Raw genomic sequence first — 26229 nt, 5'->3', positions numbered from 1 at the left:
AAGAATTAAGAGATTTGTATGTTAAAGCTCAATTGCATTTTAAGCCCAAACCACCGGGATACCTGGAAGGCTCTAAATTGTTTAAAGTGGCTTATCCAAATTCTGGAGGTTTGAAGCCGAAGCTTGTTGACGGTCAGCTAAGGTTTTCGCTGGGATTGACAGTAAAACGGTGGTTCGGAGTTTCCGAGTTCTTTCTACCTATGCCGTCAAATATTGATTTTTCCAAAGTAAAAGAGTTTACGATTCTTCCTAAGAATAGTGCTTTTTATCTTGAGATGTCTTACGAAGTAGAATGCCAGCAGCACACTTTAGATTACACCCAAGCGCTATCAATTGACTTGGGAACTGCTGACAATTTAGCAGCTTGTGTGGACACTCTGGAAAATTCTTTCTTGATTGATGCTCGCGCTATGAAGGCGATGAATCAATTGTGGAACAAAAGGGTGGCAACCAGGAAAGAGGGAAAGCCTGAAGGTTACTGGGATAATTGGTTAGACCGCGTAACTCGCAAACGCAATCACCAAATGCGTGATGGTATTAATAAGGCAGCCAAGCTAATTGTTGACCATTGCTTGAAGTATGACATTGGCAATCTAGTAATTGGATGGAATCAAGGTTTCAAATCCCATGTTAATATGGGCAAAAAGAACAATCAAAAGTTTGTTCAAATGCCTTTGGGAAAGCTGAAAGACCGATTAAATCAACTATGTGACTTGCACGGTATTAAGTTTACAGAAACCGAAGAAGCGTATACGTCCAAAGCTAGTTTTTTAGATGGAGACTCCCTGCCCAAATATGGTGAAAAACCGGAAGGGTGGAAAGCATCTGGAAAGCGAATTAAGCGTGGATTGTATCGGTCTGCCGATGGAAGAGTGATGAATGCAGACTTAAATGGTTCCGCCAATATCCTGAGAAAAGTAGCCAGTAAGTTGGGTGTAAACCTTGACCGACTGGGTAAGCGGTGCTTGACGACCGTAGCGAGAGTTAGAATTTGGATGTTACCCAAATCCGCTCTGTCCGCAGAATCTCAGTGGCTTCAGCCCGCTTGAGTGTCAAGGCTTGAATCCAATATTTAGCCTCACTTCTATTGTTCTTGGCGCTGGGCGTGATGTCAAGTTTTTTTGCTTCACAACTTGACATTACGCTGTTGGATAGCTCTTCCGGCGGCATTTCCATCCGCACCTCTACCTGTAAATCCGTCAGCGTGTAGAGATGCTGTTGTTTTTGATAAGACTCAACCAGGGATTGCAGATATTTAGGAAAATCAACTGGTGTCGCCATCCGATTGTAGATTTTAGAATATCGATTGATTATAGAATTTTTCTAGATGTGCGATCGATTCTCTTAGTCCGCGGAGGCGGACGAAAGTTTATGTAGACGCGGTTTCAACCGCCCGGTTATCTTCATTTACGCGGTTTAAACCGCCCGGTTATATTCCTTTGCGTAGACTAAGATTAAGATGGAAACCGAAAATTCAACAGTGTACTCAGAGTAGCCCGATCGCGCCCATGTCTTTTAGAATCATAAAGAGCCTCATCAGCCGCCAATACCAGCGTTGATATATCATTCTCCGGCCCAGGAACAACACTCGCAATTCCCAAACTAATTGTTACCACAGGATTCGGCAAATTGGCAACTTTTGAATGCTTAAAAACCAAATTCAAAGATTTAATATTAGCTCTAATTGTTTCCGCAACTATCGCAGCAGCCGACGCATCAGTCCCAGGTAAAATCACCGCAAATTCCTCGCCACCATAGCGAGCAGCCACATCAGCAGGATGCTTGAGCGATCGAGCAATTGCCTGAGCTACCGATCGCAAACAACTATCTCCAGCTTGATGTCCATAGGTATCATTATAAACTTTAAAATAATCTATATCGCACAAAATTAAAGATATCGGAGAACCATCACGACTCATGTGCTTCCACTCCGCCCGCAAACAACTGTCAAAATGCCGTCTATTCCCAATTTGAGTAAGTTCGTCCACGTTCACCAAAGCTTGTAGCCTTTCATTTTCTTGCTGTAAATCTTCCAGACAAACCCTTGGCCTAGGCTCGGAAAAATTTTCTTCTTGAAAATACAAGCGATATAATTCGCAAGACACCTGACAATTATTTCCCTCTAACTTTACCAAGCCCATACTGTCTAGCTGATAAGCAATTAAAGGCTCTATGTAAATACTATTTTGAGAACTTATCACCTGTTGGAAAGCTTCTAATAGTGCCGGATTTTTTTGCAAGATTATCGACTGACTTTGAATATGTTCGCTATAAATTCCGCTTTGAGTAGGAGCTAATTTTAGCAGTTGTTCTAATTCTGTTTGCGCCGGATACTTACCTGCCTCTTCTGGCGATTCCCGGAGGTTATCTTGTAAGGAGTTTACTAAATTATAAAGAGCCAAATGGACTAAATAAGGATGTCCTCCTACCATTTTCATTAATTGCTGAACTGGATAGCTATCGCTCCATTCCAGTCCATGTCGTCGCGCTAATTCTTGAACTTGCTCCACATTAAATTCCAACAATTTAATTGGTAATCCTACATTAAAAGGAGATTGATTGAGACTCAAAGCCACATAAATTTCTGTTGAGTGAATCACGACCAAGCGGAGTTTTTGCCAAGTGTCAATTAGTCTGGCTTGTTCGTACCAGGAACGCAATAGTGGCAGGAATTCTTGAGCAATATTTGTACGTTCAAATACTCGATTGACTTCATTGAGTACCAAGACAATGGGAGTTTCAATTTCTTCTAGTAAATAGTTTTCAAAATACATAGTACAGCTTACTTTGCTGCCCATATCTTCATCCCAGAAATCATCCAAGTTGGGTGGGAGTTTGAGTTGTCTAGCTGCATTGACACAAAGCCATCGCAAAAATTTATCTAAGCTACCAAAAGCAGCTTCATCCGCTTGCTGAAAATCTACGGTGACAGTGCGGTATCCCCGCGCTAGTGCCGCTTGAATTATGCGTAGCATCAGAGAACTTTTGCCCATTTTTCTGGGGGCTTTAATCCGAATTAGGCTTCCGGGTTTGCCAATTTCTGCACAAGCTCGTGCTTCGGCTGGAGTTCGATCGACATAAAATCGAGAGTCCAGAGGTATGGGGCCACCGGGAAATTCTAAGTCTGCAACCCTCTGGATGAAATTTGGTGATTTGGGGATTCCTGGCATAGTTGTTGTGCGAGATGAGACCCTGATAAATAGTTAGATGCGTAAACTCATACCAATCAACGCCAGCACTGTGCTTCGCTACTGGGCTGTCTTCCAAAATATACCAGTCAGCCGATTTTAGGTTTGAGATGTGAGAGGTTAAAATTATTCAATAGTATAAAAATAAATTGGCAAATCTTTAAAGATTTGGATCTGTCGATCGAGCTTGGAGTGTGAATTTGCTATAGTAGTGTCACTTTACTCAAAATCCAACCCTGCTTCCACTAAACTAGAAAACATCACAAGGAGAAATAATCATTGTCACGCCGCTACCTGTTCACATCTGAATCTGTTACCGAAGGCCATCCCGATAAAATCTGCGATCAAATTTCAGATACGATTTTAGATGCCTTATTGACCGAAGACCCTAAAAGTCGCGTCGCTGCTGAAGTTGTTGTCAACACAGGCTTGATGCTGCTGACGGGAGAAATTACCACCAAAGCCCAGGTAAATTACATAGAATTAGCGCGGAAAAAAATAGCCGACATTGGCTACATCCACGCAGATAACGGTTTTTCCGCCAATAGCTGCTCGGTATTGGTGGCTCTTGACGCTCAGTCTCCCGATATTGCTCAAGGGGTGAATACAGCCCAGGAAAGTCGGGAAGAATCTAGCGAAGAACAATTGGACGCCATTGGAGCAGGCGACCAAGGCTTGATGTTCGGCTTTGCTTGCAACGAAACGCCGGAATTGATGCCACTACCGATTAGCCTCGCCCACCGGATTTGCCGCCAACTCGCAGCAGTCAGAAAAACCGGTCAGTTATCTTATCTACGTCCCGATGGCAAAAGCCAAGTTACCGTGGTTTATGAAGACGGCAAACCTGTGGGCATAGATACGATCTTAATTTCTACGCAGCACACTGAGGCGATCGGCGATATTACTGATACTGCCGCAGTTCAAGCCAAAATTAAAGAAGACCTTTGGACTGCTGTGGTCGAACCGGTGTTTGCGGATATTGCCATCAAACCCGATGCAGAAACTCGCTTCCTTGTCAACCCCACCGGCAAATTTGTGATCGGCGGACCTCAAGGAGATTCTGGTTTGACTGGGCGCAAAATTATTGTGGATACCTACGGCGGTTATTCCCGTCACGGTGGCGGTGCTTTTTCTGGAAAAGACCCCACTAAGGTAGACCGCAGCGCGGCTTATGCTTGTCGCTACGTGGCTAAAAATATCGTAGCGGCCGGTTTGGCCGAAAAGTGTGAAGTGCAGTTGAGTTATGCGATCGGCGTGGCGCGGCCTGTGAGCATGATGATCGAAACTTTTGGCACTGGAAAAGTCGATGACGATCGCCTTTTGGAAGTTGTGAAGCAGCATTTTGAACTGCGTCCTGCGGGAATTATTCAAGCATTTAACTTGCAGAATTTGCCTGCGGAAAGGGGCGGCCGTTTCTATCAAGATGTGGCAGCTTACGGTCACTTTGGACGCACTGATTTAGAGTTGCCTTGGGAGCAAACTGATAAGGTGGAACTGTTGAAAGCAGCTTTGGTTCAGCAGTTGTCGGCAGTAACCCGATAGTACAATTTCTGGGGCGGGCTACTAAAATTTAATACTACTTGTTACCAGGCTCTGCCTGGTAACACAGATCCGGAGGCTCTGCCTCCAATTTTTCCAAAAGCTGGGGAGGCAGAGCCAAAGTATCTTGGTTCCCAGGCTCTGCCGGAGAACCAGTTAAAAGAACCAATAACAAATTCCTATACTAAATGCCATTTTGGGAGCCATTCCAGTCAGCAATTCGCAATTTCAAATCTTTATTAAAACAGCAGTTTGCAGTTCCAGTTAACACAAAAGATAGAATAGCCATTTCAACCACCTTTGCGCCTCATCACACTGGAATGCGCGGTGTCTGGATACCCAGCACAGACTGCAAAGTTCTCACTTCTCAACAACGAATTGCAGAAGCAATGGATTTCCTTGCCGATACGGGATTTAATACAGTATTTCCTGTAGTCTGGAATCGAGGTTTTACCGCTTATCCTTCTCAAATTATGCGCGAACAATTTGGAGTGGAAATTGACTCGCGCTATCAAGGACGTGACCCCTTAGCAGAGTTAATTATTGAAGCAAATAGAGTCGGTTTAAAAGTTATTCCTTGGTTTGAATACGGCTTTGTGAGTTCTTATAATCTCAACGGTGGTCATTTGCTGGCGAAAAAACCAGAGTGGGCGGCGCGCGATCGCACGGGAAATTTGCTGAAAAAAAATAATTTCGAGTGGATGAATTCTCTTGACCCAGAAGTACAAGACTTTTTGCTGAGTTTGATGCTGGAAGTTGCGAAAAATTATCCAGTCAGTGGCGTTCAAGGGGACGATCGCATTGCGCTTCCCTGTGAAGGTGGCTATGATGCTAAAACTGTGGAAAACTATCGCCAACAGTGCGGGAGAGAACCGCCAGCCAATCCTAGGGAGCAACATTGGCTGCACTGGCGCGCTGATATTATTACTGAATTTGTGGCTCGTTTATACCGCGAATTGAAAGGGATTAATCCAGATTTATTGCTGTCGATGTCGCCTAGTCCTTATGAATGGGGACTGGTGGAATATTTGCAGGATTCTCAAAGTTGGGTAGACAGAAAGTTGGTGGATATGATTCACCCGCAATTCTACCGCCGTGATTTTAACAGTTATCAGCAATTAGTCGATCGACTGGTTAGACAACAGTTTAGCAGCGAGCAATTACAGTACGTCTCGCCCGGTATTCTGTTGGCGAATCGAGGTAGTTCTTATTGCATAACTCCCGAACTGTTGTTAGAGGTGATTGCTTACCACCGTTCTTGCGGTATTCACGGAGAAGTTTTGTTTTTTTATGAAGCTTTGCGCGATAATCACGATGCTTTAGCTAAATGTTTGAAAAATAATCAGTATTTTCACTGATACATGATAATTTGAATTTTACCAGCTTTACGGAGGGCGCTATGGTTGCCTGTCAAGTCGATCGCCTGCTATATTTGTGATATCAGGTAATACCAACTCGTCGGCTGCTGAAACCGGAAGTTTCAACTATTGCGATCGGATTGGTAGTCAAATTCCAAAGCTGAGGGATCGGGTGCATTGTTGAAAAGACAAAATCAGCTTTGAGTGAAACGATTTTCGGTTTGGGATTTGGGATTATCCCCACGCCTCAAGGCAAAAACTTGCAAATTTTAGACCCTTTCGGGTTCATCAGTGGACTGGGCAACTTTTTCACTTGGGATTTATGACAAGGATTAAAAGTATGTGCCAGTACCTGCAAATAATCCTTTGGAGGTTATCTAAAATTCCCAATTGGCCTGTCACTATTTGAACAAAAATAAAAAAGTACAACTCTGTGCTTGTAATGTGTTATGGGAATAAAACACACTGTCTGCATCAATCTTTATCTCTTTTTACCTGAAGAAGACTTTTAGGAGTTGAAAAATAATTGGTGAGGAGTCATCAAACATCTAATTATTTCTGAGACATCCACCGAATTCAATTGACGGTTTTTATTAAACAAAAAATCTGATTATTTGGCGGCTGTATGTCTTAGAAACTAGAAAGAAATGTCCGTTGTGGAGAGTGAAAAAAAGTGATAGATACTAGCAGAATACAGCGGTTGCATATTTCCAAACTTAACTTACCCAAACAAGCAGGTGATAGCACCAATGAATCAGTTGATTGTTTGAACGATGGGGACGAATCAGCAAGAGAATTGCCAATCTTAAAGCCGAAGACAACACCTGTTTATAAGCCTGTTGTAAGCAATGACAAACATCTCGATTTCTCTGAATTAAAGTCTGGGGATATTCCTAAAAAAGACTGCCAAAAATCATTCAGGAAGAAAATCGTCATAAATTCCTTGGGTAAAATCATCGAAACTTGCCAAAATAAAATCGGCAGTTGGGGCATCCATCAAAAAATTGGTAGGGGGTATTTGTTGGCAATCGGTATCGGTTTTTTCGGTTCAATGAGTGGATTAGTAATCGCCGACTACCACCAAGGAGAAGGAGTAAAACAGCTCAATGATGCTCACCAACAAGCCCAATTGCTAGGGAATTATAAAGATGCAACTCTCGCTGCACATTTGCAGGGAACACAGCTAGATTCTTTTGTAGACAATTCTGCCAAATTGCAATTCCAAAAACAGCAGTTGATCGCGAGTATTAATAAGGCGAAACAAATGCGATCGCAAATAGAAGCATTTGTCGATAGTAAACCAGCTTGGCTGGCCGCAGAACCTGCGATTCTCAAGGCTTTATTGCAAAATTGCACAGCAGATTTAGACTCCTACGCCACTACTCTCCAGTTTAGCTTGCAGCAAATCGAGCGGTCGCAATTATCACCGCAACAGATAGAAGCAGCCCGAAAAATTTTGGCAATTGAAAGTGTGTCGGGTGGACAGCAACTCGATAGCCATTTTCAGGAATTGAGCAAAATTCTCGGCATAGCCCAGCAGCAGGAAAGGCAAAGCGGTGTAGTGATGGAGAATGCCCAAGGCATCGAAAAAGCCATAATTATTATTAGTATGTTGCTGTCGGTAGCGGTGGCGGGAATTGTGGCTTGTCAGACGAGTAGGGCGATCGCCAAACCTGTCATCAGCGTCACCCAGGTGGCCGAACAAGTAGCCGCCGAGTCGAATTTTGACTTGCGAGTCCCTGTTACTTCTCAAGGCGAAATCGGCTCTCTGGCTGTGTCTCTCAATCACCTAATCGAGCGGGTTTCGGGACATACAAAAGAATTGGAACAAGCTAAGGAAGTTGCTGTCGCCGCTAACACTGCTAAAAGCCAGTTTTTAGCAAATATGACCCACGAATTGCGGACACCTTTACACGCGATTATCGGCTACAGTCAACTACTTTTAGAAGAGGCGCGGGATGGTGGGTACAAGGAGTTTGTACCAGACTTAGACAAGATTGAGAAAGCGGGGGCGCACTTGCTATCTTTGGTTAACGATATCCTCGATTTGTCCAAAATTGAAGCGGGGGGGATGAAACTGGAAATTGAGGAGTTTGACATCGCATCGCTGGTGGAGAAAGTGGCGAGTACCGCGCAACCTTTGGTAGGGAAAAATGGTAATGTTTTGGAGGTTGAGTGCGATCGAATTGCGGGTATTGTGCAGGCAGATTTAGGGAAATTGCGGCAAGTTTTGATGCACCTGCTGAGTAATGCTGGTAAGTTCACCAAAAACGGCCTGGTGAAACTGAGTGTCAGCCGCATTGCAGGAAGTCGCCAATTGCATCTGGGAGAATCGGGTGTTGACAGTGCGATCGCGATCGGTAAAACTGATGCTGGGGCGATCGAATCTGATTGGATTTGTTTATCGGTTAAGGATACGGGAATTGGAATGTCGGAAGCACAACAGCACAAGTTATTTGAAGCTTTTGTGCAAGCTGACGGTTCAGCAACGCGACAGTACGGTGGCACTGGATTGGGGCTGACGATTAGTCGGTATTACTGTGAGATGATGGGTGGCGAGATTTCGGTGGAAAGTGAGGAGGGGAAAGGGTCTATCTTTACTGTGCGGATACCGGCGGGAAATAGGTAATGTCATGTTGGGGTGAAGTATTTGGGCGACAATTGGGTTTGTTGCAAAGCCGTGATTTTGCGTCCAAATGCTTTACTTTTTTCAGTAGGGGCGGGATATTTTATTTTTCCCAGATGTCTATTTAATTAAGTTATTTTGATGCGGTTTATTACACCTTTTTGATTATTATTGCACTATTTGCAGCCTTCATATATAATAGTTATGTATTGAGATTTTGGAATTTTGTTAAAATAAAAAACCTTTATTTAAGGATGTGGATTGAGTCATGTTGAAAAACCAGAAGTGCATCCAGGGTAAGCTCCCTTCTCGATTGAAGCATCCGATAAGTTCAATAGTTCTTTCAAGAGACTTGCAAAAGTTCACAGAGATAGCTTTGTGGCGCTGATTGGAAAAACTCTAGTACGTTATCGCTTGACAAAAAAGAAAAGATATTGCTCTGAAGAATAGAGAAAAAAGAACGACCAGCAGGAATAAATAACTGATTGAAAGCTGCCTCTCGACAGATATATCTATCTAAGAAATCTATTAATCGCTTTCTTAAAAATAATCTGGTTGAATATAATATATCCAAATTATCATACTCACCATTTTCTACAGAATTTTGCTCTCTTGCTTTTTTTAATAAATTGCCTAAGTCTGTAAATTCTTGCTTTAACAAGTCTGAATAGCGGAAGGAAATCTTGCCTTTGGCTTCCTGTTTCCTACTAACTTCAATAAAAATATTTGCAATTTCATACCTAATCGAGAAATGTTGATTTCCCCAAGAATCAGGAGGAAAATATTCCTCAAATTTCTTGGAATAGTTTGAGTTTAGACTACGTTTTGTCTGCTCATTCTCTACAGCAGCTAAAATTTCCCATACGAAGTTCTTAAAATAGAAAAGCAGTTTAGCGCAAACACTTTTACCACTGGCTTGGGGGCCAATCAGTATATTGATACGCTTGATCTCAATATCTAAATCCGTGATACCAGCAAAGTTTTTAATTGTTAATTTTTCAGCCATAACTGGAAATTAAGCACGGTAAAGGTTTCTACTATATTTTAACATTCAACTTTCACCTTGAGTCGTTGAACTTCTACTAGATATGTTTTTCAGAGCGACAGCGTTATCCTACGGCACCAAGATACCAGCAATTGCCTTGTTCAGTGCCCCATAACCTTCTGAATTAATATGCAGAAAATCTAGACTGTATTTTGGGTCAACAATCCCCTGGGAATTTGCCAATACCTGACTGCTATCAAACACAATTACCCGATCGCGCGCCAACACCTTAATATAATCATTAACGTCATTAATGGCGATCGCTACATCGTCTGACCAAAACGGCCTTCTTTCTATGGGCAACGTTCCTAACGGAAAGATAGTTGTTATCACAACCTTAGCTCCCGTGTCAATAGATTTTTGCACTATCTGCCCAATATTTGTCTGGCAATTGCGGATAATCGCCTCTTTTTGTCCTGGAAACAAAGGAATTGCCTTGAGGTCGTTGACACCAACCTGAATCACAATTATTTTAGGCTTCAGCAATGCTACGTGCTGCTGAAAACGCCCCAGCACCTGCGCCGTAGTTTGACCACCTATGCCACGATTAATGATAGTTATGTTCTTGATTTGGTTAGGTGGTTGCCAACTCTCAGCCCGTGAATCACCATAAAAAACAATGACAGGCTGGTGTCTTTTTTCTGTTGAATTGGGATAGTAGTTGAGACCGAGTGGGTCAAGTGTTGTAGTATTTAATAGGAAGTAATACTTTTGCCCTTGTTGGTAGAGAAAGACATTCAATCCTGCTGATGCCAGTAAAGCGAAAGAAAGCGCTACAATTGCGATTTTTGTTAGTGTGTTCATACAAATAGTATGGGATGTGATCGCCCCTGAAAAAATTGAGAAAATGAAAGGCAATCGCCCAAATAAATCACGCCAAAATAGGTTGAATATTTCCCTGCACTTGCAAATACTCCAGTACGAGTAACCGCAAATAATCCAAAAGCTGTAGATACATTTTTGTTTGAGGATAGGGCGATCGCTGTTCGACATAAAATCGAGCCACAATCGGGACATTAAATACACTCAGTTGTGACAACTGCTGAATCGCATCCCGAACATTTTCAACCCCACCCGTTAATTTAATTATGCTGGCATAACCGCGAATATTAACTGTCAATAATTCTAACTCTTCTAGCAACGCAAATTCTTGCTCAGAACCCGGATACTGTTTGGCAATCGCTTTTCTCTCCTGACTGCTATCGCGATCGGCGATCGTTAACTGTTCCAGCAGCAAAGCCACATACTCTTTCTGAATCTCTAATTTATTTTGAGCCTGTATCATCTCATTATTCCTCATTGATGCCATAGGTCACAATTTTCTCAACCCCAGATGAATCTGGTCGTACAATCAGATATTCACCTCCTTTACGGTAAACGGCTGAACCATCCCAACGATAGCCAGTTTTAGGAACTCTCACAGATCCTTTGCGATTAAAATTATGCGCCTTACGCAAATATTTCAATGGAGCAAAGTCTTTCCTAGTGGCATGGTCTAAAATACTCTGAGCAACGCTACCATAGGTTCCAGCATCCCATTCAGTCAGATATTGCTGAATTTCGACCTTTTCGCGATCGGTATACCCAGCACAAATTTCTTCTAAATATGGATCTACGGGAGGTTCCTCTTGCATTGTCAAACAACTAACGAAGCAGATTCTCAATTATAGCTGTTGAAAAGCGATTACAAGGAGAGTCCGCCGACGGCAGACTCTCCCACCGACATCGTATTGACAATCGATTTCTCATTCACTATGGTCTTTATATTAATTTGAAATTCGGTTTTTGCGTCCCGCTGCTTGCCACTCAACCATCCAAGAAACCGGGTTTCTGCGAGAATTCACGCATCCCAATCAGATTTTAGGAAGAAACCCGGTTTCTGAGTCCGGCACGCTTATCAAATCAAATTATTTTCCCACACCAGCCGGCTGCTGACGATTTCGCACTTCCAGAAAAATCAACAAAGCATTAACATCAGCCGGATTCACCCCACCAATTCTCGATGCTTGCCCAATCGTCAATGGTCTCACCTTAGTCAGTTTTTCCCGCGACTCCTTCGAGAGAGTTGTAATTGTCATATAATCCAAATCTCCCGGCAATTGTCGGCGTTCGTGTCTCACAATTTCATCAATTTGATTTTGCTGTTTTTGCAGATAGCCAGAATATTTGATGTCAATTTCTGCACCTTCTTTTTCAGCTAAATTCAGACTCGAATCTCCTAAATTGTACCGTTCCAAATCCACATAATGAAAACCCGGACGGCGCAACAAATCCGCTAGAGTAATCGAACCCTTAATCGCTTGTTGAGTTTCAGCAAAAATTTGCTTACCCAGTTCCTCATGTTCCTTCACTCGCGTGGCATACAAGCGCTTCTTCTCTGCTACAATATTAGCTTGTTTCCGCTCGAACAACTCCCAACGTCGATCGCCAATCAAGCCAATTTCCCGTCCGAGCGGAGTCAAGCGCTGGTCAGCATTGTCCGATCGCAATAATAACCGATATTCCGATCGCGAAGTCAACATCCGGTAAGGTTCCCGCAAATCCTTCGTACACAAATCATCTATCAGAGTGCCGATATAACTTTGCTCGCGAGGAAACACAATCATCTCCTGATTTTTCGCAAATCTAGCCGCATTAATCCCCGCAACAATCCCCTGGGCAGCCGCCTCCTCATAGCCAGTCGTACCGTTCACCTGACCCGCGCAAAATAGACCTTCAATCTTCTTAGTCATCAGCGTTGGAAAACACTGAGTTGCAGGCAAATAATCATACTCCACAGCATAAGCCGGACGCATCATCTCGCACTTTTCCAAACCAGGAAGAGTCCGCAGCATTTGCAACTGCAAAGTTTCCGGTAAACCAGTCGAAAAACCTTGGATATAAAGTTCAGGAATATCCCTACCTTCCGGTTCAATAAAAATCTGGTGACTTTCCTTATCCGCAAACCGGACAATCTTATCCTCAATACTCGGACAATAGCGCGGCCCCTTCGCATCAACCCAGCCGCCGTAGACTGGAGAAAGGTGCAAATTGTCTCTAATTAATTGATGAGTTTCTGGCGTAGTTCGAGTCAGGTAACAAGGCATTTGTTCCCGTTCGATCCAAACTTCTGGATCGAAACTAAACCAGCGCACATCGGCATCTCCCGGCTGCGGTTCCAGGTTGGTATAATCGAGAGTCCGCTTGTCAACTCTTGCCGGAGTTCCAGTCTTCAACCTGCCAGTTTCAAAGCCCAAACGGTTGAGAGTTTCTGTCAAACCAACGGCGGCAAATTCTCCGGCGCGTCCGGCCGGCATCGACTTATTGCCGACCCAAATTGTGCCACCTAAAAAAGTGCCTGTGGTCAGAATTACGGCTTTGCATTGAAAGGCGACACCGAAGTAGGTTTCGACTCCGATTACTTCTTCATTGTTGCCCAAAACTAAGTCTGTCACCATCGCTTCCCGGATGGTCAAATTCTCTTGATTTTCGACAATATTATTCATGACAGCGGCGTATTCCCGCTTGTCTGTTTGCGCTCGCAACGCCCACACTGCGGGGCCTCGCGAAGAGTTGAGGATGCGTTTTTGTAGGTAAGTGCGATCGGCCATTTTGCCAATTTCCCCGCCTAACGCATCCACTTCATTAGTCAGTTGAGTTTTAGCCGGGCCGCCGACAGCCGGATTGCAGGGTTGCCACGCAATTTTATCGAGGTTGAGAGTGAGTAAAAGAGTGCGACAGCCGAGGCGAGAAGTGGCGAGGGCGGCTTCGCAGCCGGAGTGTCCGCCACCAACTACGATGATGTCGAAACTGTCTTGAAATTGTACTGGGGTTTGTGCAGTCATGGCTGAGTCAGGGGAAGCGCAGGCGACAAACAAGGTTTTAGTCTTGTCTTTATTCTAGTATAAGTTAAAAGCTACAAAACACTTGTAAGATAATGCTCATGTCAAAAAGTTACCATAAGACAAGATGACGATTCTATTTTACGTTGATGAGGGTGGCACTGGGTGGAATGATATGGAGACAAATTTCTTTTTTTTAGCTAGCTTTGCTATTCATGTCCAGCACTGGTCACAAATGGATAGAGAAGTTTCAGCACTTAAAAAGGAACTATTTAGTGGGAAGGAACCTGAAGACTGGGAACTTAAGGGACGCGATATTTGGCAAGGTGTGGGGTCATTTAAGAATTTTGCAAGGGAATTCCGTCTTCGAGCGTTCAAGGAAGTTTCAAAAACTATGAGTCAGTTACCTTGCCATATATTCGCTGTTCAAGTCAACAAAAAAAGATTGCGCGAGACCAGCGAAGATATTAAAGATGAAACTGGTTTGTATCGCTTAAGTTTCAATCAATTATTAGAGCAGCTAGATGCTTATCTAAAGCAATCTAACGAAACTGGAATATTACTTCTGGATTCGCGCTCAACTCAGCATACCAGTATTCAGGATGGGAGATTGCTCAGAGTATATCGAGATTGGAATTCACAAAAAAAATCTTCTAACTTTGTGGAACTACCTTTGTTTGGCTTCTCAGAGTTTTACACTGGTTTGCAGTTAGCAGATTATGTGGTGTACTTGATCGATCGTAACTCAAAGGAAGCAGGGACAGCCAGTGGTAATACCGAATTGAAGGAAGCATTCAATCTACTTGAGCCGAAAATGCAGTTATTGAAAATTCCTGTTCTCCCGCATAAAATTAACTTTGAATACCGCTAAAATGAAGGTAAGTTTAAATGCGAATCCACGACTATAATAGTCGTGGATTTCGCCATTATTGAGAGATTAAGCCTCTTTTAAAAGGGGATTAAAATCACTCTCTACGCCTTGGCGAGGCGTTATTTTGGTAGCGATGGTTTGTTTCATCAAAGTATGTTTCAGGTTGACAGGCGCACGGTATCTCAACCGTACCATAACTCCCCGTGCAGTTCGGGGCACCTTGTCTCTGACAGGCGCACGGTATTTCACCCGCACCATACCTCCCCGTGCAGTTCGGGGCACCTTGTCTCTGACAGGCGCACGGTATTTCACCCGCACCATACCTCCCCGTGCAGTTCGGGGCACCTGTTCATTTAATATCATTATATATTATAGTAAAAGATTTGGTCAAATATCGAACGGTCATAATTGGGGTATATTAACCGAGAGCGAAATGATGCGATCGACTGCAAACGACCAAAGAGGCAAAATTACCGCAACCCTAACCGTTATGAACCGCTTAAAATCGATGTACGGTAAGTCCCTATCCCTAAGTGTTTCAATGTCATTTCTTCAGCCATTAATTCAACAGATCGCTTTTCGACAATTGCTCGTGGTTCGGGAGGCAAATTCTCCATAATAGTCTTCAGGCTAATTGTCATCTTCTCTCCTCTTCCTTCGTGACATAAGCGTCTTCGCGGTTCAACAATTCCGTACAGTGGCAATTTTGCGCTATGTTAGACAACAAAATCTCAAGCGTACACAAGTGAAATATTTCTTCTTATCCGACGGTTGGACGATCGGGCGCGTCTGGGGAGTAGGTGGTTTGTGGACAGATGCCGGCTGGAGACGCCAACCAGACATTACACAACTTAACCTCTGCCTCTGGGACCAAAAGGAAAAAATGTGGCTCTACCGCGTAGAAGATGCCGTACTCATGGTAGAGGTTAAACCGACAGTCCCCCCAGACAATACCGATCCTGCCAAAAATATCGGCAGTGTCGTGCTGACCAGACTCATCGATGCCGAGCAAGTGATCGATCGCCTTGGGAGTATTTCCGCCCACTGTCAAATCGGCAACCCCCAACTAATGTGATGCTTACATATTGCAATCGGCTCTAAGACTCGATACACTTCGTTAAATAACTTTCATTTTTACGCCTCCATCCTCGAAGGCAGAAAGCAGAAGGCAAAAAGCAGGATTTAAAACCAGCAGGTAACTGCTCAGGAATTAAAATCTGATTTTTGATTCAAAATAGACATCATCACTTACACCTTGGAGCAACGCAGTCAATGGGATTACCCTGGTATCGCGTACACACAGTCGTCTTAAATGACCCAGGCCGATTGATTTCTGTACACTTAATGCACACTGCCCTCGTGGCAGGCTGGGCCGGCTCAATGGCCCTTTACGAATTAGCAGTTTTCGATCCCACAGACCCAGTTCTCAACCCCATGTGGCGTCAAGGGATGTTCGTGCTACCCTTTATGACTCGTTTAGGAGTCACCGGTTCTTGGGGTGGTTGGAGCATTACGGGCGAAGGTAACGTCGATCCGGGCTTCTGGTCCTTTGAAGGCGTCGCCGCTGCCCACATCATCCTCTCTGGCTTGCTGTTTTTAGCAGCAGTCTGGCACTGGGTATTTTGGGACTTGGAACTCTTCAGAGACCCCCGCACTGGCGAACCCGCCCTCGATTTGCCAAAAATGTTTGGCATTCACTTGTTCCTCTCTGGCTTACTTTGCTTCGGCTTTGGTGCCTTTCACCTGTCTGGTCTCTTCGGACCTGGAATGTGGGTTTCTGACCCCTACGGTCTGACCGGTCACGTCCAACCAGTGGCTCCTTCCTGGGGCCCTGAAGGCTTCGATCCGTTCAATCCAGGTGGCATCGTGGCTCACCACATTGCAGCGGGTGTAGTCGGCGTGATTGCTGGTTTGTTCCACTTGACCGTGCGCCCACCGGAACGGCTTTACAAAGCCCTGCGGATGGGGAATATCGAAACTGTGCTTTCTAGCAGTATCGCTGCCGTGTTCTTTGCAGCTTTTGTGGTTGCTGGTACCATGTGGTACGGTTCGGCGGCTACTCCGATCGAACTTTTTGGCCCGACTCGCTATCAGTGGGATGGTGGCTATTTCCAACAAGAAATCGATCGCCGAGCCCAAGCTAGTTTGGCCTCTGGTGCTAGCTACCAAGAAGCTTACGAGCAAATTCCTGAAAAATTGGCTTTCTACGACTACGTGGGCAACTCTCCTGCTAAAGGTGGTTTGTTCCGTGCCGGCGCGATGGTTAATGGCGACGGTATTGCTAAATCTTGGCTGGGCCATCCAGTATTTACTGACAGCGAAGGTCGGGTATTGTCGGTGCGCCGTCTCCCCAACTTCTTTGAAACTTTCCCTGTGATTTTGACGGACAAAGATGGCATCGTTCGTGCTGACATTCCCTTCCGTCGTGCTGAATCTAAATACAGCTTTGAACAAAGTGGAGTTACTGTCACTTTCTACGGTGGCGAATATAACGGTCAAACCTTTACCAGTCCTTTGGATGTTAAGAAGTTTGCTCGCGCCGCCCAAAAGGGTGAAGTATTTGAATTCGATCGCGAAACTTTGAAGTCTGACGGGGTTTTCCGTACTTCTACTCGTGGTTGGTTCACTTTTGGACACGCTTGCTTTGCTTTGCTGTTCTTCTTCGGCCACATTTGGCACGGTTCTCGGACAATCTTCCGCGACGTGTTTGCTGGAGTTGAAGCTGACATGGAAGAACAAGTCGAATGGGGCTTGTTCCAAAAATTGGGCGACGTCACCACCAGAAGAGAAGAATCTATCTAGGTTCTTCTTACGATCATCGCGCATCGGGAATTTTTGCTGATGCTGCAAGCACCCGGTTTCTCAAAGAAACCGGGTTTTTTTCAGTTAATTAAGGCACTAAAACCAGAATTCTGGATGGGTAGCCCCCACAGGGCAACCACAGGGGGATTGCCCCTACCGAAAATCAAACCGATTCCTGGGGAAATATCTGTCAAATCAGAAAGCAACAATTGAGATAAAATAATACCAAAAGGGAAGAGAAGGAAACTTTAAACATGGAAAGCGTTGCTTACATTTTGATTCTGGCTTTGGCATTAGGTGTACTATTTTTTGCGATCGCCTTCCGGGAACCTCCTCGGATTGGCAAATAAGCCGACCGATATTTCTAGTCCAGCAATTCATCTGATCCATACAGGGTCAGATGAATTGCAATTTTCTGGCTAAGCCTGTAAAAATCAGCAATCATGCGCTGTTCCTCCTGTCAACACACCAATAGTCGCGTTCTGGAATCGCGCTCAGCCGAATCGGGTCAAAGTATTCGGCGGCGGCGCGAGTGTCTCAATTGCCAGCATCGGTTCACAACTTACGAACGCATCGAATTTGTGCCGATTACAGTAATTAAACGGGATGGTAAACGCGAATCTTTCGATCGCTCAAAATTAGTCCGGGGACTGATTAGGGCCTGTGAAAAAACAGGTTTGTCTTCTGGGCAACTAGAAACTCTGGCAGAAGAAATTGAAGCCCAACTCCAAGCTCGATCGCTCCGGGAAGTTGCCAGTTCCGATATTGGAGAATTAGTATTGTTAAACCTCGGCCCGCTCAGCGAAGTCGCTTACGTCCGTTTCGCCTCTGTATATCGCCAATTTCGAGGCATCCGAGATTTTGTAGATACCCTCAATCACCTTCAGAGTCCCCTCAGCGAAGCTGTGTATCCACAAACTCCGCCAGAAACTAGCCCTGAGTTGTCACCACAGGATGAGTGCGATGGAGAAACCAAGCCATCATCTAGGATGCCTGAAATCTTGCACCATTGTGAATAGGGTTCACGGCAGTTGACTGTTTATTTAGATTTACCTATGTTGATGCCCTGGGGAGTCGAGCCTGTGCTTGCCAATTGTGGAAGCAGTGAACTCTTCCTACTTAAACTGGTGGACATCAAATTTGAAGCTGTGGGCGGATAGGCGATCGGAAAATTGGGCATAAAACCGACTCCTTAAAGGACGGCTTTTGGTATAATAACCGTATCTCTAGGCTCAAGACGCGCGTTGAAACAGCTACGATGAGAGTTTTCCTGAGAGAACGCTTTCAGGGCAATGGTTGACATCCAACCCCGAAGCAAAACAAGTATTTAACTTGTGACACAAATCAAACAGTCGGCATGGGGCATCGGCACGACTCTAAATGGACAAGGAGGGAAGGTAAGACTGCCTCGGTAGCACATCCCAGTGAACTGTCAAGAATCGCCGCTCAAAAAGAGCGGTGAGTATGTCAAAATAGTCTACTTGACTCAGAATGTTAAAAAACTGCATTGTAATAGTCTGGGTCAGACTGGCTGCTACCTGTTGACGCTGAGTCAGACCATAATCGACATTGAGTGTCGAACACCGAAATGGTGTCTAAAACGTGGCATCGGCGGTAGAGACGGGAAACCTCAAAGGCGAATCAGGCCGTCCTAACTTTGGTGTTGGTTGGAAGCCCCAACTATCACCAAGTTTAGCTTGGGTACTTCACCAGAGAGTTCGGACAAATAGCAATGGCAAGCGCCTGTGTGCGGTTGCACCGGGCAAAAGTTGGCAAAAACTGACTTTCGTAAAAGATTTTGCAAAAAGTTAACTCCTTTACCAAAATCTCTAATATCTGCCTGCACAAACGAAAAACATGAAGGAGAGAAATCCTAGGAAATTATTCGCATGGTCAATCTCAAAACCACTGTCAAAGATATCGGCTTTACTCACGAGGATTTTGCTGCCCTACTTGATAAATATGACTATCACTTTAGCCCCGGCGATGTAGTAGCGGGTACAGTTTTTAGTATAGAACCGAGGGGCGCTCTGATTGATATCGGTGCTAAAACAGCAGCGTACATTCCGATTCAGGAAATGTCGATCAATCGAGTGGAAAGCCCAGAAGAGGTATTGCAATCAAACGAAACCAGAGAATTTTTCATCCTCACCGATGAAAATGAAGACGGGCAATTAACCCTGTCTATCCGACGCATTGAGTATATGCGGGCCTGGGAAAGAGTGCGACAACTGCAAGCAGAAGATGCCACAGTGCGATCGCAAGTTTTTGCCACTAACCGTGGTGGTGCACTGGTGAGAATAGAAGGGTTGCGAGGCTTCATTCCCGGTTCTCACATCAGCACCCGCAAACCGAAAGAAGAATTAGTTGCTGAAGAATTGCCATTAAAATTCTTAGAGGTAGACGAAGACCGCAACCGCTTAGTCTTAAGCCACCGTCGCGCCTTAGTGGAACGCAAGATGAACCGCCTCGAAGTTGGAGAAGTGGTCATCGGTACTGTGCGTGGTATCAAGCCCTACGGTGCTTTTATCGACATCGGTGGCGTCAGCGGCTTGCTGCACATCTCCGAAATTTCGCACGATCACATCGATACGCCTCATAGCGTGTTTAATGTCAACGACGAAGTGAAAGTGATGATTATTGACTTGGATGCTGAGAGAGGTCGGATTTCTCTCTCCACCAAGCAATTGGAACCGGAACCAGGAGCGATGGTCAAAAATCGTGAATTGGTTTACGAAAAAGCTGAAGAAATGGCAGCTAAGTTCCGTGAAAAAATGCTAGCTCAAAAACAAGCTAAAGCTAGTATGGAAATTCCTGTAGATGCGATCGATTCTGATGAACTCTCCGATGAAATACTCGAAGACATCCCATCAGCAATGGAAGAAGATTTGCCGGAAGAAATACCCGCAGCAGTAACGGAAGCAACACCAGAAGCCACATTAGAGGTAGAAATACCTCCGGCGACTGTAGAATAAATCCCAGCTACTGTTATAAAAGAAGAGGGGATTCCCCTCTTTTTTTTTGAGTGATATTTAACCAAGCTTGAATATCTCGATCGCTCTTGTTGTTAGGAAAGCGATGGATTGATGAAAGCACGCCGAACCAAAGTCGATCGGAAAATTGGAATTCTGGTAGGATTGTTAACTTCAAACTACCAACTGATATAGCAAATAACTAATATGCCAGGAACGAGACTTGAACTCGTGACACGTGGATTTTCAGTCCACTGCTCTACCAACTGAGCTATCCCGGCTTGTTTTTTCACGCTTAACTATCGTAACAGAGAGATCGGGAATTAGCAAGTAGTTTGCTAAAAAAAATTTCGATCGCGCGGGAACCCCTCCCCTGTAAGCTAAAAGCTGCAACTTAACACCCAAAATCGGAATGACACGGCAACATCGGGGCAATGAAGACTACAGTCTGCTAGTCCTCGGCATAATTTGGCTGGTGGGGGCGATGAGCGATCGCCTCTGGTTCACCTTCGATCGCTCTGTCCCCGCCTGGGATCAAGCAGAATACCTCACCAGCACCCTGAATTACTTGCAGGTACTCCAACATCCCCAATGGTTATCGGGAGAATGGTGGACCAACTTCTGGCTACTTTCCACCAAAATTCCACCCTTAATTTTTATTGCCACAGTACCGTTTTTGCGTATATTTGGGACTGGGCCCGATGAAGCAACCTTAGTTTTTTTATTATTTAGTGCCATTCTCCTGGTTTCAGTTTACTGTCTGAGCCTCCAATTATTTAATCGGCAAGTCGGTTTGTGGGCCGCTGCAATTTGTGTAGTTTTACCGGGGCTCTATCGGTTCCGCTTGCAATTTTTACTCGACTATCCTGTCACTGCGGCGATTACTTTGACTTTCTTGTGTCTGACAATGTGGAAGGCTTCTGAAGCAAGAGGACCCTTCGATGTCGATCGGGGGACTTTGAGGAAAGACATCACCCATAACACGGATGTTGATGCAAATAGGCGGATTAATTCTCGCCCACAGGGACAAGTTTGGTCTCTTTCTCTATCGTCTTACTTTTGGGCGATCGCAAGCGGCATTTCTCTAGGTTTATCCATCCTCGCCAAACACACCACCGTATTATTTCTATTTACCCCCATTGTCTGGTTAGCTGTCGCTACTTTCCGAAAAAAAGCTTGGGGAAGATTAGCTCAATTAGGCGGTGCTTTATTACTATCAGTGGCAGTATTTGGACCTTGGGCAAAAACCAATTGGCTGTTAATTTTGACCGGGGGAAAAAGGGCAACTTTTGATTCGGCGATCGCCGAAGGAGACCCACCGCTCAATACAATCAATGCTTGGATTTACTACGGTCAACACTTACCCGAACAGGTTTCTTGGCCGTTGTTACTCATTCCCTTAGTCGGATTGCTACTTTATTATTGGCGACATCGAGGGCATCTGGGGTCCAGTTTTCAGCTTAATTCCTGTGGGTGGTTGGCTATTTTTTGGCTAGGAGCTTATCTGATTAATTCGGTCAACATTAATAAAGACGGTCGCTATGTTGTGCCCTATTTACCAGTTTTATCAATTTTCTTAGCATACTTTTTGACTATGTGGCCCCAAAGATGGGGAAGGCAAATTCGCTGGGGTACAATGGGCTTAGCCATACTGGCGATGTTGTTTCATATGTGGCCGCTGGGAGGTGCTCTGGGACATAATTTAGTCGAATTGGTGAGTCCGGGAAATTCGAGTTATCCTTACTTGGCGAAAGAGTGGCCGCACCGAGAGGTAATTGCAGAAATTATTCAGACGGAACCTTATTTACAATCGACTTTAGGTGTCTTACCTTCCACACCGGAAATTAATCAGCATAATTTGAATTATTATGGTGCTTTGGCTAATTTTCAGATTTACGGGCGACAGGTGGGGACAAGTTTAAAAGAAGTGCCGCAAGATGTACGATCGCTTTCTTGGTTTGTCACTAAAACGGGAGACCAAGGTTCGATTCGCGAACGGATTAAAACTGCTCAAAATGCAGCGGTGGTGGCTATTGAAAAAGGTGATAAATTTGAGTTGCAAAAAACTTGGTTTTTGCCGGATTTTACTAATTTGAATCTTTATCGGAAGCGATGGCGGGCTGTGGAAATCCAGCCTTTGAATGAAGCGCGATCGCAAGTACAATTAGAGCAAGTTACTGTTCCAGCCAGAGCAGTTCCCGGTGTTCCGATTCCAGTAACATATATTTGGTCTGGGCCTTGGCGACAGTTGCAGTCTGGTTTAGTCTTGGTAACATGGAAAAATCGCGGAGGTAGCGAGATTCAACAGCCTGGACAAACTTTTGAGATTTTACACGATCGCGCGATCGCCCAAGGGACTTTGCATCCGGGGATGCTGGAGGCTGATAAATTTGCTGTGGGATTTCGAGTTGTCGATCGCACTGCCATGCTTCCTCCTGCTAATATTGCACCAGGAAGTTACAATCTCGAAGCTACTTATCTGAATCGGAACACCGGAGAAACTTATCCGATGAATGTGGGGACAGTTAGTGTTAGGATTGAGCCAGAGTCGGCGAACCAGAAACAAAACCAGAAACAGAAGAATCAGAAGCCTGGGAATGAGGATAATCTAGAAAAGGTTGAGTTGGATTTGGTGACTCAATTGAGGACAATGGCTGCTAATTTACCGAAAGGATTGCCCGGTTTAGAACCAGTGTTTGAGCAGATTGGACGCATCAATCAGTACGATCCAACTCAAGATTATACCCTACAAGCGGAACAAGCCTTTGAATATCGATTGCAACAACAACCAAATCATCTAGAATTGGCCTATGGGTTGGCATTGTCTAGGGCATTGCAACAGAATGTCAATGGTGCGATCGCAGCTTTAGAAAAAGTCACTCAACTCGACTCAAAAAACCCCTACGCCTATGCTTATCTCGCTTTTGTCAACCTTTATGGTTGGCATCCCAAAGCTGCGGAAACTGCCTTAAAACCTGCTCTTGCTCTCAACCCGAATCTACCGGAAATTAGAGTATTGAATGGTGTCGCCACACTCTTACAAGGCAATCTGATCCAAGCATGGCAAGATCTACAATACTTGAAAAAACTCAAACTTTAAAAATCATGTTTGAGTTTTTTCATCGAAGAAATCAACTCCTGATTACGAACCAGGTAATCAGGAATTCAATCGTCCTTCTATTTGGCATCAGCCGGGATCAAAACCTTATCAATTACGTGAATCACGCCGTTGCTAGCTTTGATATCAGCTTTGACGACATTAGCACCATCTACTGTCACCTTGCCGCCACTAACTACTACCTTTAGGGGAGTTTTTTCAACACTGGTAACATTACCGGATTTCAAGCCAGTAGATAAAACAGCACCAGGAACAACGTGATAAGTCAAAATCTTGGTCAGTTTAGCTTTGTTCGCGGGTTTGAGCAAATCATCCAAAGTGCCTTTTGGTAAAGCAGCGAAGGCCGCATCCGTCGGTGCGAACACAGTGAACGGACCTTTTCCTTGTAAAGTCGAAACTAATCCTGCTGCTGTTAAAGCTTTGGTTAATGTTTTGAATTGAGCGTCGCCTGATGCAATGGCGACAATATCCTTAGCAGCCATTGTTGATGGTGAAGCGCCTGGTGCGGGGGAAGCAGCGGTTTTGACGTTTCCAGCCACTTGTTGAGTTGGAGTTGCACTAGCAACATTAGTTTTGGCGTTGATGTGCGCCCAAGCTGGGAAACCAATGAGAGCACTAGCGCCGATTACTCCGGCCACACCTGTCAGTTTTTTCATCCAGTTAGGTAAATTTTGATTTTTCATCAGAAAAATGGGTATGACAATAGAACAATGGACTTGAATTCTTTTGTTAGCCTGCTGTGCACTGCGAGGCAATGCTTGGAAAGGCTAAACTAGAGGTAGAATCTGCTTAGATTGTCGATCGCACCAAAACTTCCTTAATATAACGCAACATTAGCAAAAAAGCGGCTCAAGCATTAAATTTGTAACTCAAAACCTCAATCACCGAACCGTTCGCTGGCAAAGAATTCGATCGAATGGAAATGGTATCATTATTCAATCGACTGACCGGCGTGCCATCCATCAGCGCCAAGAATTCATCTAGTGTGGCCAAATCGCAGGTAGCAGCATCAGCAGCTTGGGTTTTGAAGTGTGTGGGAATCACCATCTTTGGTTTGAGAATTTGCAAAGTTTGCTTCGCTTCAGCAGGAGTATAGGCTTTCGGGCCACCACCAACGGGAATCAATACTACATCTGGACGCCCGATCAAGATTTGTTCTTCAATGCCGATCGGAGCTGCAACTCCACCCAGATGTAAAATTTTAACACCAGCTTGCTCCCACAGCCAAGCCACATTCACCCCAAATCGCCGTCCTCCCTCGCGGTCTTTTTCCATGCGAATGCCTTGCAGTCGCAGCCCATTTGACTGATAAGACCCCGGTTCGTACAAAAGGCCGGGATTGCCAGAAAATCCGTCTATCGCCCCTTCATCGAGCAACCGACTGCTAATCAGAATCAAATCTGTAGGGACTTTAGGAGATCTATAGCCCGCCGTACAGCCCAGGGGACGGAAAGGATTCACCAGCACCCTTGCACCGCCTCCTGTAAACAAAAAGCAAGTGTGGCCTAGCCACTGAACCGACAAAGAATCAGCAGTTTGAGCCAAATAGCTTTCCCATCCAGATGGCAAACCAGTTGCTAAAGCTGCCAGCAAACTTGTCTGTGCGTAACGCATTAATTGTCGCCGTTTCATCTTTGGGTGCTGCGATCGGGTGTTGGTCATTTGTGGTTATACCACAAATTAGGATTTTATCGCTCAATTTGTTTCGGGTCAGCCCAAAATCACTCAAAATTCAAAGTCGTTCCAAGAAATTGCGTAATAATTGTTTTCCCGAAGTTGTTAAAATACTTTCCGGGTGAAACTGTACCCCTTCAATATGCGGATATTCCCGATGTCGGACACCCATAATAGTTCCATCTTCAACCCAAGCTGTAATTTCCAAAACCTCTGGACAACTCTGTTTTTCAATAACCAAACTGTGATAACGAGTTGCAGTCAGTGGCGATTCCACACCGCGAAACACCCCCAATCCCCGATGTTCCACCTGAGAAGTTTTCCCGTGCATTAGTATGGGTGCAGAAACTATTTTGCCACCGAATACTTGACCGATGCTTTGGTGTCCCAGACACACGCCCAAAATTGGCATAGTCGGCCCCAATTCTTTGATTAATTCCAGAGAAATTCCCGCATCTTCCGGCCGCCCTGGGCCTGGAGAAATCACAACTGCCGCCGGTTGCAATCTGCGAATTTCTGCTAGAGAAATTTGGTCGTTGCGGTAGACTTGTACCTCTTTTGCTACTGGCAATTCAGCACCTAGTTCTCCTAGATACTGTACCAAGTTGTATGTAAAACTGTCGTAGTTATCGATGACTATAATCACGGCTTAACTTTAATTTGAGGTCTAATTGGCGATGGCTAATTGAATCACTGTCCAAAAAGGAGGTAGTAAAAGTGCCACCGCGACGATCGCCGCCGCCATTGCCGATACCAGTACCGCCCCAGCAGCGCAGTCCTTGGCAATTTTCGCCAGTTCGTGGTAAGATTGTCCTACAGTCAAGTCTACCAGGGATTCGATCGCCGTATTCAACAATTCCATTGCCAAGACTATACCAATCGTAATGCCGATCACGGATATTTCCACAGGCTTCAGGTGTAAAAATACCCCAAGTCCGATCGCCAGAGTGCCAATTACCGTGTGGATGCGAAAATTACGCTGAGTTTCAAAAGCGTAACTCAAGCCAGCCCAAGCATATTTAAAACTAATCGCTAAGTTAGATGCTATTTTCCAGGACAGTTCTCGATTGTATTTTAATGCTTTTTTTGACCCATTGACTGTCTGATTGGAAGAGTCTGGAGGCATGGTTAGAAGCTGTGCAATATTTGATACTTTTGACTGTTGCTCTAGTGTCATAAACAACCAACTTTATATGATAAAGACGAGTACGTTTG

The 26229-nt window shown here is 44.7% G+C and carries 24 protein-coding genes and 1 tRNA gene; 12 read left to right on the top strand and 13 right to left on the bottom strand.

The window, feature by feature from the left end; genetic code table 11:
- Window positions 1-1049: RNA-guided endonuclease InsQ/TnpB family protein (locus AAFP14_RS22475; RefSeq protein ID WP_341734410.1), on the top strand; the 1049-nt coding region annotated here is incomplete at its 5' end.
- On the opposite strand, the gene AAFP14_RS22470 is transcribed toward AAFP14_RS22475, so the two are convergent.
- Entirely contained in the window at window positions 985-1281 is a 297-nt protein-coding gene (locus AAFP14_RS22470; protein ID WP_341734409.1) for a hypothetical protein, read from the bottom strand. The genes AAFP14_RS22475 and AAFP14_RS22470 overlap by 65 nt on opposite strands.
- A gap of 173 nt (window positions 1282-1454) precedes the next feature.
- Window positions 1455-3170, bottom strand: coding sequence for an AAA-like domain-containing protein (locus AAFP14_RS22465; RefSeq protein ID WP_341734408.1), 1716 nt, complete (start codon window positions 3168-3170; stop codon window positions 1455-1457).
- A 297-nt stretch (window positions 3171-3467) separates the two neighbouring features.
- Between AAFP14_RS22465 and metK the strand changes: the two genes are divergently transcribed.
- The 3 genes from metK to AAFP14_RS22450 all read left to right on the top strand — a co-directional run bounded on the left by metK (window position 3468) and on the right by AAFP14_RS22450 (window position 8714).
- Window positions 3468-4730, top strand: a complete 1263-nt coding sequence (gene metK, locus AAFP14_RS22460; RefSeq protein WP_341734407.1) for a methionine adenosyltransferase — start codon at window positions 3468-3470, stop codon at window positions 4728-4730.
- A gap of 317 nt (window positions 4731-5047) precedes the next feature.
- Window positions 5048-6085, top strand: coding sequence for a glycoside hydrolase family 10-like protein (locus AAFP14_RS22455; protein ID WP_472851082.1), 1038 nt, complete (start codon window positions 5048-5050; stop codon window positions 6083-6085).
- A 673-nt stretch (window positions 6086-6758) separates the two neighbouring features.
- Window positions 6759-8714 carry a sensor histidine kinase gene (locus AAFP14_RS22450; RefSeq protein ID WP_341734405.1) on the top strand — a complete coding sequence of 652 codons (1956 nt, stop codon included), beginning with the start codon at window positions 6759-6761 and terminating at the stop codon, window positions 8712-8714.
- A 340-nt stretch (window positions 8715-9054) separates the two neighbouring features.
- On the opposite strand, the gene AAFP14_RS22445 is transcribed toward AAFP14_RS22450, so the two are convergent.
- The 5 genes from AAFP14_RS22445 to mnmG form a co-directional block, all read right to left on the bottom strand.
- The gene (locus AAFP14_RS22445) at window positions 9055-9717 is read right to left on the bottom strand and encodes an OLD family protein (RefSeq protein ID WP_341734404.1); all 663 of its coding nucleotides are present in this window, start codon (window positions 9715-9717) and stop codon (window positions 9055-9057) included.
- Between the two features lie 108 nt (window positions 9718-9825).
- Window positions 9826-10560 carry an SGNH/GDSL hydrolase family protein gene (locus AAFP14_RS22440; RefSeq protein ID WP_341734403.1) on the bottom strand — a complete coding sequence of 245 codons (735 nt, stop codon included), beginning with the start codon at window positions 10558-10560 and terminating at the stop codon, window positions 9826-9828.
- Window positions 10561-10627: 67 nt separating this feature from the next.
- Entirely contained in the window at window positions 10628-11041 is a 414-nt protein-coding gene (locus AAFP14_RS22435; RefSeq protein ID WP_341734402.1) for a hypothetical protein, read from the bottom strand.
- Window positions 11042-11045: 4 nt separating this feature from the next.
- Window positions 11046-11390: a hypothetical protein gene (locus AAFP14_RS22430; RefSeq protein WP_341734401.1), complete on the bottom strand. Its 345-nt coding sequence runs from the start codon at window positions 11388-11390 to the stop codon at window positions 11046-11048.
- 273 nt (window positions 11391-11663) lie between these two features.
- Complete coding sequence (gene mnmG, locus AAFP14_RS22425) at window positions 11664-13580, bottom strand: tRNA uridine-5-carboxymethylaminomethyl(34) synthesis enzyme MnmG (RefSeq protein WP_341734400.1); 1917 nt, start codon at window positions 13578-13580, stop codon at window positions 11664-11666.
- A gap of 124 nt (window positions 13581-13704) precedes the next feature.
- Here mnmG and AAFP14_RS22420 point away from each other — a divergent pair, with 124 nt between their 5' ends.
- The gene (locus AAFP14_RS22420) at window positions 13705-14448 is read left to right on the top strand and encodes a DUF3800 domain-containing protein (protein WP_341734399.1); all 744 of its coding nucleotides are present in this window, start codon (window positions 13705-13707) and stop codon (window positions 14446-14448) included.
- 488 nt (window positions 14449-14936) lie between these two features.
- Here the strand turns inward: AAFP14_RS22420 and AAFP14_RS22415 are convergent, their stop codons facing one another.
- Window positions 14937-15089 carry a hypothetical protein gene (locus tag AAFP14_RS22415; protein WP_341734398.1) on the bottom strand — a complete coding sequence of 51 codons (153 nt, stop codon included), beginning with the start codon at window positions 15087-15089 and terminating at the stop codon, window positions 14937-14939.
- Between the two features lie 104 nt (window positions 15090-15193).
- Here AAFP14_RS22415 and AAFP14_RS22410 point away from each other — a divergent pair, with 104 nt between their 5' ends.
- The 6 genes from AAFP14_RS22410 (at window position 15194) to AAFP14_RS22385 (ending at window position 20225) form a co-directional block, all read left to right on the top strand.
- On the top strand, window positions 15194-15523 hold the full coding sequence (locus AAFP14_RS22410; RefSeq protein WP_341734412.1) for a hypothetical protein: 330 nt from the start codon (window positions 15194-15196) through the stop codon (window positions 15521-15523).
- 197 nt (window positions 15524-15720) lie between these two features.
- A complete protein-coding gene (gene psbB, locus AAFP14_RS22405; RefSeq protein ID WP_341734397.1) occupies window positions 15721-17250 on the top strand; it encodes a photosystem II chlorophyll-binding protein CP47 in 1530 nt (509 codons plus the stop codon).
- 254 nt (window positions 17251-17504) lie between these two features.
- Window positions 17505-17600: a photosystem II reaction center protein T gene (locus AAFP14_RS22400; RefSeq protein WP_083622085.1), complete on the top strand. Its 96-nt coding sequence runs from the start codon at window positions 17505-17507 to the stop codon at window positions 17598-17600.
- A gap of 93 nt (window positions 17601-17693) precedes the next feature.
- Window positions 17694-18269, top strand: a complete 576-nt coding sequence (gene nrdR / locus AAFP14_RS22395) for a transcriptional regulator NrdR (protein WP_341734396.1) — start codon at window positions 17694-17696, stop codon at window positions 18267-18269.
- A gap of 583 nt (window positions 18270-18852) precedes the next feature.
- A complete protein-coding gene (locus tag AAFP14_RS22390; protein ID WP_341734395.1) occupies window positions 18853-19062 on the top strand; it encodes a hypothetical protein in 210 nt (69 codons plus the stop codon).
- A gap of 77 nt (window positions 19063-19139) precedes the next feature.
- A complete protein-coding gene (locus AAFP14_RS22385) occupies window positions 19140-20225 on the top strand; it encodes a 30S ribosomal protein S1 (RefSeq protein ID WP_341734394.1) in 1086 nt (361 codons plus the stop codon).
- A gap of 205 nt (window positions 20226-20430) precedes the next feature.
- Here the strand turns inward: AAFP14_RS22385 and AAFP14_RS22380 are convergent.
- A tRNA-Phe gene (locus tag AAFP14_RS22380) sits at window positions 20431-20503 on the bottom strand.
- Window positions 20504-20634: 131 nt separating this feature from the next.
- Here AAFP14_RS22380 and AAFP14_RS22375 point away from each other — a divergent pair.
- Window positions 20635-23322: a phospholipid carrier-dependent glycosyltransferase gene (locus AAFP14_RS22375; RefSeq protein ID WP_341734393.1), complete on the top strand. Its 2688-nt coding sequence runs from the start codon at window positions 20635-20637 to the stop codon at window positions 23320-23322.
- Between the two features lie 77 nt (window positions 23323-23399).
- Here AAFP14_RS22375 and AAFP14_RS22370 read toward each other — a convergent pair whose 3' ends face one another.
- From AAFP14_RS22370 to AAFP14_RS22355, 4 genes are all read right to left on the bottom strand, one after another.
- On the bottom strand, window positions 23400-24023 hold the full coding sequence (locus AAFP14_RS22370; protein WP_341734392.1) for a fasciclin domain-containing protein: 624 nt from the start codon (window positions 24021-24023) through the stop codon (window positions 23400-23402).
- Window positions 24024-24189: 166 nt separating this feature from the next.
- Window positions 24190-24972, bottom strand: a complete 783-nt coding sequence (locus AAFP14_RS22365) for an MBL fold metallo-hydrolase (RefSeq protein ID WP_341734391.1) — start codon at window positions 24970-24972, stop codon at window positions 24190-24192.
- A gap of 100 nt (window positions 24973-25072) precedes the next feature.
- A complete protein-coding gene (locus AAFP14_RS22360; protein ID WP_340518307.1) occupies window positions 25073-25660 on the bottom strand; it encodes an anthranilate synthase component II in 588 nt (195 codons plus the stop codon).
- 21 nt (window positions 25661-25681) lie between these two features.
- A complete protein-coding gene (locus AAFP14_RS22355) occupies window positions 25682-26191 on the bottom strand; it encodes a diacylglycerol kinase family protein (RefSeq protein ID WP_472851081.1) in 510 nt (169 codons plus the stop codon).
- Window positions 26192-26229: the final 38 nt, after the last annotated feature.

Origin of the sequence: Microcoleus sp. EPA2, assembly GCA_020882975.1 — a bacterium.
Classification (GTDB): domain Bacteria; phylum Cyanobacteriota; class Cyanobacteriia; order Cyanobacteriales; family Microcoleaceae; genus Microcoleus.
Note: the sequence above shows the minus strand (reverse complement) of the source record. Positions and strands in the feature narration are given on the sequence as shown.

Excerpts from the sequence above, each read along its gene's own strand:
- psbB (WP_341734397.1), top strand. The coding sequence starts at position 15,721 with ATGGGATTACCCTGGTATCGCGTACACACAGTCGTCTTAAATGACCCA.
- AAFP14_RS22465 (WP_341734408.1), bottom strand. The coding sequence starts at position 3,170 with ATGCCAGGAATCCCCAAATCACCAAATTTCATCCAGAGGGTTGCAGAC.
- AAFP14_RS22365 (WP_341734391.1), bottom strand. The coding sequence starts at position 24,972 with ATGAAACGGCGACAATTAATGCGTTACGCACAGACAAGTTTGCTGGCA.
- AAFP14_RS22430 (WP_341734401.1), bottom strand. The coding sequence starts at position 11,390 with ATGCAAGAGGAACCTCCCGTAGATCCATATTTAGAAGAAATTTGTGCT.
- AAFP14_RS22440 (WP_341734403.1), bottom strand. The coding sequence starts at position 10,560 with ATGAACACACTAACAAAAATCGCAATTGTAGCGCTTTCTTTCGCTTTA.
- AAFP14_RS22370 (WP_341734392.1), bottom strand. The coding sequence starts at position 24,023 with ATGAAAAATCAAAATTTACCTAACTGGATGAAAAAACTGACAGGTGTG.
- AAFP14_RS22455 (WP_472851082.1), top strand. The coding sequence starts at position 5,048 with ATGCGCGGTGTCTGGATACCCAGCACAGACTGCAAAGTTCTCACTTCT.
- nrdR (WP_341734396.1), top strand. The coding sequence starts at position 17,694 with ATGCGCTGTTCCTCCTGTCAACACACCAATAGTCGCGTTCTGGAATCG.
- AAFP14_RS22435 (WP_341734402.1), bottom strand. The coding sequence starts at position 11,041 with ATGATACAGGCTCAAAATAAATTAGAGATTCAGAAAGAGTATGTGGCT.
- mnmG (WP_341734400.1), bottom strand. The coding sequence starts at position 13,580 with ATGACTGCACAAACCCCAGTACAATTTCAAGACAGTTTCGACATCATC.
- AAFP14_RS22375 (WP_341734393.1), top strand. The coding sequence starts at position 20,635 with ATGACACGGCAACATCGGGGCAATGAAGACTACAGTCTGCTAGTCCTC.
- AAFP14_RS22355 (WP_472851081.1), bottom strand. The coding sequence starts at position 26,191 with ATGACACTAGAGCAACAGTCAAAAGTATCAAATATTGCACAGCTTCTA.
- AAFP14_RS22415 (WP_341734398.1), bottom strand. The coding sequence starts at position 15,089 with ATGACAATTAGCCTGAAGACTATTATGGAGAATTTGCCTCCCGAACCA.
- AAFP14_RS22445 (WP_341734404.1), bottom strand. The coding sequence starts at position 9,717 with ATGGCTGAAAAATTAACAATTAAAAACTTTGCTGGTATCACGGATTTA.
- AAFP14_RS22400 (WP_083622085.1), top strand. The coding sequence starts at position 17,505 with ATGGAAAGCGTTGCTTACATTTTGATTCTGGCTTTGGCATTAGGTGTA.
- AAFP14_RS22470 (WP_341734409.1), bottom strand. The coding sequence starts at position 1,281 with ATGGCGACACCAGTTGATTTTCCTAAATATCTGCAATCCCTGGTTGAG.
- AAFP14_RS22385 (WP_341734394.1), top strand. The coding sequence starts at position 19,140 with ATGGTCAATCTCAAAACCACTGTCAAAGATATCGGCTTTACTCACGAG.
- AAFP14_RS22420 (WP_341734399.1), top strand. The coding sequence starts at position 13,705 with ATGACGATTCTATTTTACGTTGATGAGGGTGGCACTGGGTGGAATGAT.